The sequence below is a fragment of the Moorena sp. SIO3H5 genome, assembly GCF_010692395.1.
In the GTDB taxonomy this organism is placed as follows: domain Bacteria; phylum Cyanobacteriota; class Cyanobacteriia; order Cyanobacteriales; family Coleofasciculaceae; genus Moorena.
This window is the reverse complement of sequence record NZ_JAAHHS010000237.1, coordinates 1-12022: the sequence shown is the minus strand read 5'-3', so window position 1 is coordinate 12022 and position 12022 is coordinate 1. Positions and strand designations below refer to the sequence as shown.

The window sequence follows — 12022 nt, the reverse complement described above, 5'->3', positions numbered from 1 at the left end:
CCTTGTGTGAATATACCAGCACAATTTGTATGTGAGAATCCCGAGGAGTTTTTCTTCTGGGATTTACAACATCCAACCACTGGTATTTATCGGATTATTGCGGATTTAGCCCTGTCAGCATTGAACGATCCAAACCCAGATCATAACCATCCACACCCAGATCATAACCATCCACACCCAGCTAATGTTCCTGAACCAGCAACAGCTTTAGGTCTATTCGCCTTGGGGGCTTTAGGGATAGGCTCTAAGGGAATAAGGAAGAAGGAATAGGGAATGGGCGAATGCGCGAATGGGCGAATGCGCGAATGCGCGAATCGGGAATCGGGAATCGGGAATCGGGAAAGACAGGGGAGTGTGGGAAGTGTGGGGAGTTTGGGGAGTGTGGGAAGTGTGGGGAGTTTGGGGAGATTTTGATGAAGGGTAATTATCTGGATATGATATCAGATGTGCAATTGGCTCCCCAAGACAGTAATGGTGCGTTTTTAGTCAATTCTTCTTCCCTACTCCCTACTCCCTACTCCCTACTCCCTACTCCCTACTCCCAACAATGACTAACAATTACAACCAACTGTTCAAAACCATAGAAGAATTAGTTATGCACCATTCCCCTAGTGGTGCGGAAGGGGAAATTGACCAATTGTTACTGCATCGGTTTCAAGCTTTAGGGGTGGAAACTTGGCAGGATCGGGCGGGAAATGTAATTGCGAAAATCCCTGGTAAGGATGCTAGTGCTAGTCCCATTGCGATTACTGCTCATAAAGATGAAATCGGTGCCATTGTTAAACGGATTGGTGACGAAGGACGGGTGGAAGTGCGCCGCTTGGGTGGTTCTTTTCCTTGGGTTTATGGTGAGGGTGTGGTGGATCTGTTGGGGGATAACTATACCATTAGCGGTATTCTTTCCTTTGGCTCACGTCACGTTTCTCATGAATCTCCCCAAAAAGCGTTGCAGCATGATACTCCTCTACGTTGGGAAGATGCCTGGATTGAAACCAAATGTAGTGCTACAGAATTGGCAGGGGCTGGGGTGCGTCCAGGCACTCCTATGGTGGTTGGTAAACATCGTAAGAGACCTGTGCGGCTTAAGAATTATATTGCTAGCTATACCCTGGATAATAAGGCATCCGTGGCGATTTTGCTAACCTTAGCCCAACGGTTGAAAACTCCAGCAGTTGATACGTATTTGGTGGCATCAGCAAAAGAGGAAGTAGGGGCAATTGGGGCTTTGTATTTTACTCAGAATAAATCTCTAGATGCGTTGATTGCTCTGGAAATTTGTCCCTTGTCTGGGGAGTACCCTATCGAAGATGGACCAGCACCAGTGTTGCTCTCTAAAGATAATTATGGCATCTACGATGAAGGGCTAAATCGGGAATTGCGACAAGCCGCAGAAAGTTGTGAGGTCCCGATTCAGTTGGCGGTTATTGATGGTTTTGGCTCTGATGCTTCCATCGCCATGAAGTTTGGTCATGTTGCTCGCGCTGCTTGCTTGAGTTTTCCTACCCAAAATACCCATGGTTATGAAATTGCTCATTTGGGTGCGATCGCAAATTGTATCGAGATTCTTGAAACTTATAGTTCATTAATTCTTAATTCTTAATTATTCATTCTTAATTATTCATTATTCATTATTCATTATTCATTCTTAATTATTCATTCTTATACATTCTACTGCTTAGACAAGTATCGGTAGCTATTCATCCCTTACCAAGCCAGTTTATGTTAAATTTTAGTTGAGTTTTGGCTTAAGTCCCATTTAATTGGGGTAATATCTTTTACTGAGCAAATATTATGACTCATTTTGGCATTATTTGTCCTGCTGCTTCTGGTCATCTTAACCCTATGACTACGTTAGGTTACGAACTGAAACAGCGTGGTCATCGCGTCACTGTATTCGCCATTGAAGACGCTCAATCAAAAGTTCTAGCCGCAGGATTAGAATTTCAGGTGATTGGCACGTCTGATTTTCCTAAAGGAGCCACAAAAGACTTATTTACTCAATTAGGTAATCTCAATGGATTTAAGGCATTCCAGTATACAATTAATTGGATTGTCGATGCAGCAAAAATGTCTCTTCGGGATGCTCCAGACGTAATTAAAGCAGCAGGTATAGAGCTATTATTAGTAGATCAAGCTTCTCCAGCCGGAGGAACTATCGCTGACTATCTAGATATTCCTTATGTAACTGTATGCAGTGCCTTAATGCTGAATCGGGAAATGAGCGTTCCTCCCTTTAGCACGTCCTGGAATTATGACCCTTCATGGCGGGGACTTCTACGCAACCGAGTGGGTTATGCACTGCTTTCTATGATCGGTAAATCTCTAGAAAAAGTTATTAATGACCATCGTCAGCAGTGGAATTTATATCCCTATGATAACGTCAATCAATACTCTTCCCAATTGGCTCAACTTAGTCAACAGCCTGCTGAGTTTGAATTTCCTAGAATAGAACTACTGTCTTGTTTTCATTTCACAGGACCTTATAGTAACCCAACGAGTCGAGAACCTGCGCCTTTTCCTTATGAAAAATTAACTGGAGAACCACTAATTTATGCTTCGATGGGAACACTGCAAAATCGGCTGCTCTGGATTTTCCAAATGATTGCAGACGCTTGTGTGGGATTGGATGCGCAATTAGTGATTGCTTTAGGTGGGGGTGCTAGTCCAGAATCTTTGCCAGAATTCCCTGGAAATACCTTAGTTGTTGGCTATGCACCTCAATTAGAACTATTACAAAAAGCGACCCTTACCATCACTCACGCCGGAATGAATACTACTCTAGAATCGTTGAGTAATGGAGTACCAATGGTAGCTATTCCCATTACCAACGATCAACCTGGAGTGGCGGCGAGGATCGCTTGGACAGGAACAGGAGAGGTCATACCTTTGAAAAAATTGAGCGTGGAGAAGCTACAAAAGGCTATCAAACTGGTCTTAACGGAAGATTCCTATAAAAAAAATGCTTTGAGGCTACAAGAGGCAATTAAATTAGCAGGGGGAGTGAGTCGAGCGGCTGATATTATCGAACAGGTTGTTGCTACAGGTAAACCAGTTTTGGCTTCAACAAAACAATAATATAATTCTTAAAAGGAATAATTTTATGTCTAAATCCCTTATGGGGAGAGCATTTAACTTGTATAGTAGTACAATGGTCAATTTGCGACTGTATATTGGCTGAGCTCATTGGCTCAAAGCCTTATACAGTCATCTTTTTAGAGCTCATGTCACCCCATCAGTCACTACCTAATAAAATTTATTAACAAATGGTTCTATCCTTATGCCAAATATAATTCAGGAAACTAAGCTTCCCAATGGAATGAAAATATTTTGCTTGCAGGAAGAAGAAGTACCAGTTCTGTACGAACAGATTCAAGACTACATTAAATATGGAATTGAGCTGCACGAAAGTGATATCATATTTGATGTAGGAGCTAACATTGGTTTGTTTGCCTTATGGGCATATCAAAATTGTAATAAAAATGTTAGTATTTATGCTTTTGAACCTATTCCAGCCATTTTTAATGTACTACAGGCTAACGCTCAACGCTTTGATTCAGATAAAATTAAAGTCTTTTCCTGTGGACTTTCTCAGGAATCCAAGAGTATAACATTCGCTTATAATCCCAATGCTACCATGTTATCCACTGCATATCAAGAGGATTTTACTGAGCTAAAAAAGCAACTGAAGCAGGCTGTTATTCGCAATATTAAATACGCCCCTAAAGCTTTTCGTTGGCTTCGTTGGTTTCCGTCGTTTATGCGATCAATTTTACTCCAAAATAGCATAGACAAAGCTTTTAAAATCGAGCGGGTAACTTGCCAGTTAAAAACTGTCTCAGAGATTATAAGGGAACACAAGATCGAACAGATTGATTTGCTTAAGATAGATGTGGAGAAAAGCGAGTTGGATGTACTTTTAGGCATCGAAGCTCAGGATTGGCAAAAGGTCAAGCAAATTGTTGTAGAAGTTCACGATCTAGAGCATCGACTCCAAAAAATTACGAATTTGCTCAAAGAACACGGCTTTAGCGAAATTCAAGTCGAACAGGAACCTATTTTACATGGTTCTAATCTTTTCAATCTGTATGCCTGGCGAGGATAATACTGAGTTGTTTAGGGTGCGTTAGGAACGGGCTCGCCCTAATTTTTCGCATCAACGCCCGGGTTGGGACAGTCCGCCTGGGAATATTGATAACCGGCAAGATGCCGGTTCCACGCTTGATGCCCATTCCACGCCTGATGCCCATTCCACGCCTGATGCCCATTCCACCCAGATGCCGGTTCCACGCCTGATGCCGGTTCCACGCTTGATGCCCATTCCACCCAGATGCCCATTCCACCCAGATGCCGGTTCCACGCCTGATGCCCGTTCCATTAAGATGCCCATTCTACTAAGATGCCCATTCTACCCACCGGTTCAAACAGCAAGAATGAGATGCACCCAAGACATCAACCCGGTTTGAAAGAAGAGCGATATACCCCTATTTCTGCTTGATTCATTCTTTGGAAAGCAGCTTGGGAAAGAGCATTGCCGAAACTATCATTCAACGGAAAAAGACCTTTAACCACTGACTTACCTAAAGAATAGGCTAATTTACATAATTCACAGAGAAGCACTGTCAATATTTCTGGCTCTCCATGAAGATAACCAATATAGAACTCTTGCTCTGAAAGTTCCGAGTAACTTTGAATAGCTATACCTCGTAAACTTTCATTTTGTCTTAATCCGAAAACTTTTCCCCCAAGCAGAGATTTTTTTAATAACTCAGGAGTAATAGTTTGACAGGTAATAATTAATTGTGTGTAAAAATTTGTTTTTTGATAGGATAAATTATTGCTAATAATTAAAGAACAAATTTTATCAAAATCTTTCAGGTCTAATTGAATTAACTGGTTAGTTGGTGAAGCAATAGTATCAGCTTTACAAAGACTATAACTATCTATTTTTTTATCTCCTCGGCGAGAGATTATTTTCAACATTAGTTCATTGTCAGACAAGACACAGTAACGTAATATAGGAACATTTACTTGAGATAAATACTTATTTGTATGTGCATCTAATAATTTAGATAAACCTCGCCGTCGATAGCGACGATCTACTCTCAAAGAACTTAGCCAAGCTTCCTGTTTTGACAAAATAACAATATCCTGCATCGCCACAGGGATATCATCAAGAGTAACTACAAAAACTTTTCTGTTAGGATTGTTAATCCGTTTCTCCAATACTAAGTGCATGTAATCGTTTTGATGTTCCCACGTATATTGGCAGAAAGCTAAGATAGGTTCTACATCTGAGATTTTAGCTAAGCGAATCTGGAATTCAGTCATCTATCCTTATGCTGTGGGTGTCTTTACAGGTTCGGTGCGTTACTCTTTTTTAGGATACAACGAGTTTGAGAACACGCCCTAGGGGGGCAGAATCATACCCAGAATCAGCAACGCCCAAAATCTGGTTGCTTAGTTTTTGCGATCGCTGAATTTTTTCCTGCTCATTAATCAGCTTTTGCGCATTTAACTTGGATATTATTCAGTTAATAATAACTTAAAAATCTATAAAATTATCCCTATTAGCTAATAAATATTTTTTATCAAAAAAACCTTGACATTTACCAAATTATTAGTAATAATAAAAATGTCCGATATTTCGATAATATTTATGGGCAAAAAGCCGCGCTTTACGCGTCAACCAAGAAGCGCGGCTTATGTCCCCAGTCACAAGTTATGTGTGAGGTAATTACATCATGCCAACAAATCGCTCAAATGACCATCTGAATCATCTGATTAACTGTCAGCGAGCCCTAGACCGCCTTGCCCAAATTTCCAGGAGCCAATCCACACAGGAACATTCAATTCCTCGTCCCATCACCGAGCGAGAAGAAATCTTGATCTACCTATACAGCAACTTCCGACTTTCCATGAACCCCCAGGAGTTTTACTGGAAATGGCAAGTTAAGCAAGAAGACATCGCTAACATCTGCTGTCGCTCAACTTACGCTGTAAACAGCTGGCTGGCCCAAGGTGCTCGCTATAAAACTCCTTCTTCCGATTCCTTGCATCATCTGGCCTTAATGGATTTTCTATTAGAAAATTTTGAAGCAATTCCAAAGGAGTTATTGAATCAGCTCTGCTCCTTCGCTTAGGGTGGCCATTCGCGCAGCGTGGCCTACGGCCTTAAGGCCAAAGTTAAAGGTTATTAGAATTAAGAATGTAGAATTAAGAATGGATAATTGACAATAAATAATGTAGAATGAATGTAGGAGGTAGAAGCCAGAAGCCAGAAGCCAGACTTCTAAATTCTAAATTCTACATTCTTCATCGGGAACTTTCCTTCCGCAGATTCGTCAGAGCCGCTAAAGCTACGATATTCTACGCTCACAAAATTTCCTGATTTGATCCACAAACCTAGAAAATATCCTGATGTGAGCCATCAATCTGGGAAAAATGTATATATGAATCGAGTTGGAATTGGCATAGAACCCACGGAGTCCACTTATGAAACGTTACAAAATTCTCTCCCTTCTAGGGATAACAGCAGTATCGACAATCACTGCTAGTCAGGTTTTGGCTATGGAGATAGGTTATGGGAATTTAATCACCGAACCTGACTCTACTAGCAATAGTCTATTGGAGGATGTTTCATTCCTGAAGTACACTATATTTGATACTGCTGCTGGTGCAAGAGAGCCTCAATATCCAGATCCTATACCCCCGCGCCGTGACATGCCGCAATCGGGAATTCAGTAGAGTCCGCTTCAGCTAGAGATTGATCATATATAGCAGTTCTTAATTGGGTGAGTTACAAAAGTTGTGGGTTTTAGGGAGTCGGGAGTCGGGAGTCGGGAGTCGGGAGTCGGGAAAAAATCTTTTGTATCTCATGACTATGAGAACTGCTATTTCTAGCTGATTTACTCTTGCTTCTCAATTCTCTGACAGGGTTTTTTGTCGTCTTCTTGGTTCACGTTCGGATTATTGTTCAGATAATTACTGAGCTGATTACAAGCACGCTTCAGTAGGGAATTCACATCGTTTAATTTACTGTAATCTAAATTCCAAATACTCACCCGATTCGCTGCATTAATCGAGACTAGGGTTTCACCGTCTGGACTGAAATTCACAGACTCCACACGTTCAGAACCCTCGGTTAACGTTCCAATTAAAATTCCATTGGGGTCCCATAGTTTAACTGTGCCGTCTTCACTAGCAGAAGCAATAATATCTCGATGGGGGTGGAAACTGACATCATAAACAGCTTTTCTATGCCCCACTACTTTTTTATACTCGAATTCCTGCGAGGAGATGTCTTCACGACTCCAGATGATCATAAAACCACCAGCAGCACCTGCCACAATCCGCTTACCATCGGGGCTGAAACTAAGGGAGGACAACTGGCTAGGGCCAGTCAGGGTAGTAATTAGAGTGCCGTCCTGGTTCCAGAGGTTCACCGTATTGTCATTACTGGCAGAGGCAATTAACTCACCATCAGGACTGAAACTGACGCGATTAATGGCATCTGTATGTCCCACTAAAGTACGTAGCAGTTTCCCTTCCCTGGTCCAGAGTTTCACTGTCTTATCCTCACTGGCTGAGGCAATGATTTGACTATCAGGACTGAAACTAACGCTATAAACTGGATCGCTATGCCCCTCTAGAGTATGTAGCAGTTTCCCATCGCCATTCCAGAGTTTCACCGTCTTGTCATTACTGGCAATGGCAATAATCTGACGGTCACTGCTGAAATCAACCCCCTTCACAAAACCCTGATCTCCCTTGAGGGTGAGTTCCCTAATCTGCTTCTTGGGGTTCCAGAGTTTAACCGTGTTATCATCTCGACTAGGAGAGGCAATTATCTCACCATCCGGGCTAACACTAGCACCATAACCATAGACTGTATAGCTGGTAGGTTGGAAAACCTTAGGCAAAATTCCCTCAAGATTCCAAAGTTTGACAGTGAAATCAACACTAGCTGAAGCTAGCATCTTACCGTCAGGAGTGAAACTAACCTGATTGACAGTATTTTGATGACCAGGAAGGGTTGAAATTAGTGTACCCTTACCAGTCCAGAGTTTTATTTTTCCGTCACTACTCCCTGAGGCAATCCACTCACCATCCGGACTAAAGCTGACGCTGTTGATAGGATGATCATGTCCTGACAAGGTTTTCTGTAAGGTTCCATCACGGTTCCACAGTTTAACGGTCTGATCATCACTAGCTGAAGCAATGGTCTGACTATTGGGACTGAAAATTACACTCCAAACAGCTTTTTTATGCCCCTCTAGAGTGTTGATTAATTTACCGTTACGGTTCCAGAGTTTGACGGTTTTGTCCTTACTGGCGGAAGCAATAAATTCTCCATCATTGCTAAAACTAACGCTCAAAACAGCATCCTGATGTCCTTCCAAGGTTTTAATTAACCTTCCATCACGGTTCCAGAGTTTAACTGTTTTATCACCACTGGCGGAAGCAATGGTCTCACCATCCGGGCTAAAACTTACCCATTTTACTTCGTCATCATGTTCTTCCAAGGTTTTAATTAAGGTGCCATCCTGACCCCAGAGTTTAACGGTTTTGTCTTTACTGGCTGAAGCAATGATTTGATTATCAGGGCTAAAACTGACGCACCACACTATATCCCGATGTCCTTCTAAGCTATTCAGCAATTGGCCATCACGACTCCACCGCTTGATAGTTTGATCAGAGCTAGCTGAAGCAATGAGCTGATTATCAGGACTCACACTTACACTCAATACACTACCTTTATGTCCCTCTAAACGATGGCGTTCTTGGGTTAAGTTGACTGCTTCCCAGAGGTTAGATACAGTCTCTTTGCCAATTTCTAATTTTGCTATTTTATGATTTAATTCTTTCCCTCCCTTGATGCTGATTAAAAGGGCATCAAGCTGATTTTTATTTACAAGAAGAGAGAGCTGATATTTAGCGTTGAGTTTAGCAAGGGTTGCCCGTTTTTCGTGAAATTTTGCCTCTTGCCACAGCCCGATGGCAATCACCGCTAGTATAGTCATCACCACGCTAAATCCCCCTAACCCCATCAGCAACCGTTTCCGAAGCCGTTGTCGCGCCTCTCGCTCTTTTTCAAGTTCTGCTCTCATGTCAGCCCCTTGTCGTTGTCGAATGAAATCTACTAGATAATCATGGACTAATTGATAGCGATTACCATAAAATTCTCTTAACAGCAGCACTAAGCCGGATTTCAAAAAAATTTCCAACACTAAATCTAATCGTTTTAGCTCTGTTTCTACATCAGCCGCCAAGGCTTTTAATTCTTTTTCCAAATCATGGCGAGTTTTGAGGGGGCGGGTGTTGTTTTCATCCGTTAGCAAGTACAACACTAATTCAGCAACCCGTTTGTTCTCGGAACCACAGGCTTCCACTACTTCTTCTAAGTATTGGTTGACTAATTCAGCTTTTGGGTTATCTCCTAGGTGTTGATACTGTTCTAGGGTGGTAATTTGGTTTCGTTCCAGTTGCGCCCCTACCACTTGCAACTCAATTGGTCGAATCTCTGCTAATTCTTTCCCTAAATCCGCCACTAATTTATCAATCAGTGCTTGCTCTAGGGGAAACTGAGCTTGCTCCGTTAAGCGTTGAAGATATAATTTGGCATCTGGTGGGGTAAGATTACCCAAGTGAAACAGAATCCTCTTATCTAAAATATTGTTATTAATAACCTCTAAATCGATTCCGAACTTATTACATTCCAACAGCCAATGTAAATAATCCTCTCGCATAGACAAGATTACCTTTACATAAGGAATATTCAGACAGTCTCGCAAAAAATTATAAAAAATTTGCCTCTGGTTGGGGTTTGAGCAAACGGATAAAAACTCTTCAAACTGGTCAAATATTAAAACAGTAAGCAAATTTTGCCTAGCATTTTTGCGCAACTGCTCAAGAATGAGGGCGGTGGAATCAAGGTTACCAGCCACAGAGGTTAAATTTACTCTCTTATCCAGAGTCTTTTTTAAGGATTTGCCTAGTGCTTGAATCCAATTCCTATAAACTCGCTGCAAAACCGGTAATACCCGACGGGTATTAATGGTTTGCCGTTCTAATGCTGGTATTAATCCCGCCTCAATCATTGAGCTTTTCCCCGCCCCGGACTGTCCATGAATCACAGTTAGTCTAGAGCCCACCTGTTCCATGCGCTCAATCAGGCCATTAACATGGTGTTCCCTGCCAGAAGCCGCAATTTCTGGCGCTATGGTTTTTGAGCACTCAACCGTTGCTAAAACTGGGTTAGTTACCTGCTGCTTGGGCTGCAATCGACCGGCACCAATGAATGCCCGAAACCCAAACCGGCTCTCAATCCCCTGTTGGTCTTGTTTAATCTCAAAGGCAGTGAGATAGTCCCCTTGTTCCCAATAGGCCTGATGTAATTCCTTCAAGATACCAATATAAAGGTCTGGATCATAGTGGGGTTTGGTTTCTGCTCTCGCCTTTTTCAAGTTATGAAGTGCTGCTTGTAATTGAGCAACATGTTTTTGTGTCAGCACAGCCCTACATTGACTAAGATGATTTTGCGTCCGCATAGTCCCAAGCAGTGCTCGCCCCAAGGACAATAAATACCAACCCTGGGCAAAAGACTTTTCGCAGTCTAGGAAAGCTTGTTCTTCTGGTGAGGGATTGACTATCTTAGCTGATGCCGTTGATTGCAGAAAAAGCGCTTGTTTGGAATACTCTTGGGCTTTTTTAAAGGCTGATTTCCCTAGGGCTACCTGAGCCAAAAAGCCATAAGCTCGTGCCATTCTGAACGGATCAGAATAGGTTTGATGGAGCGCCAAGGCTTTGTTGGCCACTTTCTCTAACTCCTCCCAATTTGACTGGTGCTGAAGTGCCTCTCCCCAAAAATTAATATATTTGGCAGCTAACTCTGGGCGGTTAGCCTGCTCAAGAACCTCAACCGATTCCTGAAAATAAACTTTTGCTTGTTCACAACCTTGCTTCTTCTCAGCTTGATGCCATAGTGCATAAACAGCCCACCACAAGCCTAAACAGACTAGTACATGGCCACGGCGTTCCAGGTTATCGGTTTGTTTCCACAGAGCTAAACTGCGCTCATAATGCTGTCGAGACTCTTCTTGAGAATTATCAGCCACTCGACCCAGCACAAATTCCAAACTGGCTTCTAACTCAGGGGCTAAGGCCACTCCCCGCTTTTCCAGTTCCTGTCGTGCTGACTGTAATTCAACATAGGATGCAGAGCCTTTGTTTAAATTCAGATTACTACTGTGCAAAAACTCCGTTTCACGGGAGGCTACCACCTTGGCAAACACCTGATCAGTGGTTTGCTCAATAAACTGAATTAATTGACCGCTGCTAATCACAAACTCAACACAGCTTGACCAACTGTGGAAATCTGGCACTGACCGAATTAGCATTTGCAGCAACTTATCCGTCACCCACAACACCAGTGGAAACGGAAAGTTCCGAAACTCTTCCCGGATCTGGTTGGTTGCTGTCAGCACTTCCTCAATGCAAATTACTGAGTCTATCCCAGATACCATCAACGCCTCTGGCTGTTCTGGACCTAGCTCTTCCACAATAGTGGTATAAAGAGTTTTAACCGATTGCTCTAAGACAAACTCCCTGATCGGAATAGGACATTGCTGCTGCAACTGTTCACTAATTTCTGTCCTCAATACCCCATAGTTACCAACCGCCAAAATCAAGGAAAATTCTCCCTGAGAAAGCCTAATTAGTTGGATTAGTTCTCTGAGGGAGTCTTGGTTTTGATTTGCGGTTGTATCTAGCATGATAGCGGTTTTTAATTGGGTGAGGTACAAAAGTTGAGGGAGTAGGGAGCAGGGAGCAGGGAGCAGGGAACATATAAGAGGCAAGAGGCAAGAGGCAAGAGGCAAGAGGCAAGAGGCAAGAGGCAAGAGGCAAGAGGCAAGAGGCAAGAGGCAAGAGGCAAGAGGCAAGAGGCAAGAGGCAAGAGGCAAGAGGCAAGAGGCAAGAGGGAAAAAATCTTGTGTACCTCATTATGATAAAAAGCGCTATAGTA

Annotated in this window: 10 protein-coding genes; 7 read left to right on the top strand and 3 right to left on the bottom strand. The window is 42.5% G+C overall.

What is annotated here, in order from left to right:
* The 5 genes from F6K52_RS22900 to F6K52_RS22880 all read left to right on the top strand — a co-directional run.
* Nucleotides 1-270, top strand: a 270-nt coding sequence (locus F6K52_RS22900) for a PEP-CTERM sorting domain-containing protein (protein WP_293083179.1), incomplete at its 5' end; no start/stop codon positions are given.
* A gap of 11 nt (nucleotides 271-281) precedes the next feature.
* The gene (locus F6K52_RS22895; RefSeq protein WP_293083176.1) at nucleotides 282-551 is read left to right on the top strand and encodes a hypothetical protein; all 270 of its coding nucleotides are present in this window, start codon (nucleotides 282-284) and stop codon (nucleotides 549-551) included.
* A complete protein-coding gene (locus F6K52_RS22890) occupies nucleotides 548-1600 on the top strand; it encodes a M42 family peptidase (RefSeq protein ID WP_293083170.1) in 1053 nt (350 codons plus the stop codon). The genes F6K52_RS22895 and F6K52_RS22890 overlap by 4 nt, the downstream gene beginning before the upstream one ends.
* A gap of 191 nt (nucleotides 1601-1791) precedes the next feature.
* Nucleotides 1792-3075, top strand: a complete 1284-nt coding sequence (locus tag F6K52_RS22885; RefSeq protein ID WP_293083166.1) for a glycosyltransferase — start codon at nucleotides 1792-1794, stop codon at nucleotides 3073-3075.
* Nucleotides 3076-3277: 202 nt separating this feature from the next.
* Nucleotides 3278-4102 carry an FkbM family methyltransferase gene (locus F6K52_RS22880; RefSeq protein WP_293083161.1) on the top strand — a complete coding sequence of 275 codons (825 nt, stop codon included), beginning with the start codon at nucleotides 3278-3280 and terminating at the stop codon, nucleotides 4100-4102.
* A gap of 347 nt (nucleotides 4103-4449) precedes the next feature.
* Here the strand turns inward: F6K52_RS22880 and F6K52_RS22875 are convergent, their stop codons facing one another.
* Complete coding sequence (locus tag F6K52_RS22875; RefSeq protein ID WP_293083156.1) at nucleotides 4450-5328, bottom strand: GNAT family N-acetyltransferase; 879 nt, start codon at nucleotides 5326-5328, stop codon at nucleotides 4450-4452.
* Nucleotides 5329-5741: 413 nt separating this feature from the next.
* Here F6K52_RS22875 and F6K52_RS22870 point away from each other — a divergent pair, with 413 nt between their 5' ends.
* Nucleotides 5742-6140 (top strand): hypothetical protein, encoded by a 399-nt coding sequence (locus F6K52_RS22870; protein WP_293083153.1) that lies wholly within the window; start codon nucleotides 5742-5744, stop codon nucleotides 6138-6140.
* A 352-nt stretch (nucleotides 6141-6492) separates the two neighbouring features.
* Nucleotides 6493-6744 (top strand): hypothetical protein, encoded by a 252-nt coding sequence (locus F6K52_RS22865; RefSeq protein ID WP_293083151.1) that lies wholly within the window; start codon nucleotides 6493-6495, stop codon nucleotides 6742-6744.
* Nucleotides 6745-6905: 161 nt separating this feature from the next.
* On the opposite strand, the gene F6K52_RS37050 is transcribed toward F6K52_RS22865, so the two are convergent.
* Nucleotides 6906-10547 (bottom strand): WD40 repeat domain-containing protein, encoded by a 3642-nt coding sequence (locus F6K52_RS37050; protein WP_364419205.1) that lies wholly within the window; start codon nucleotides 10545-10547, stop codon nucleotides 6906-6908.
* Nucleotides 10548-11782: 1235 nt separating this feature from the next.
* Nucleotides 11783-12022 (bottom strand): hypothetical protein (locus F6K52_RS22855; RefSeq protein ID WP_293083148.1); only part of this gene is annotated, 240 nt, incomplete at its 5' end.

Coding starts and splice junctions, on each gene's coding strand:
- F6K52_RS22865 (WP_293083151.1), top strand. CDS start 6,493: ATGAAACGTTACAAAATTCTCTCCCTTCTAGGGATAACAGCAGTATCG.
- F6K52_RS22885 (WP_293083166.1), top strand. CDS start 1,792: ATGACTCATTTTGGCATTATTTGTCCTGCTGCTTCTGGTCATCTTAAC.
- F6K52_RS22880 (WP_293083161.1), top strand. CDS start 3,278: ATGCCAAATATAATTCAGGAAACTAAGCTTCCCAATGGAATGAAAATA.
- F6K52_RS37050 (WP_364419205.1), bottom strand. CDS start 10,547: ATGCGGACGCAAAATCATCTTAGTCAATGTAGGGCTGTGCTGACACAA.
- F6K52_RS22895 (WP_293083176.1), top strand. CDS start 282: ATGCGCGAATGGGCGAATGCGCGAATGCGCGAATCGGGAATCGGGAAT.
- F6K52_RS22890 (WP_293083170.1), top strand. CDS start 548: ATGACTAACAATTACAACCAACTGTTCAAAACCATAGAAGAATTAGTT.
- F6K52_RS22875 (WP_293083156.1), bottom strand. CDS start 5,328: ATGACTGAATTCCAGATTCGCTTAGCTAAAATCTCAGATGTAGAACCT.
- F6K52_RS22870 (WP_293083153.1), top strand. CDS start 5,742: ATGCCAACAAATCGCTCAAATGACCATCTGAATCATCTGATTAACTGT.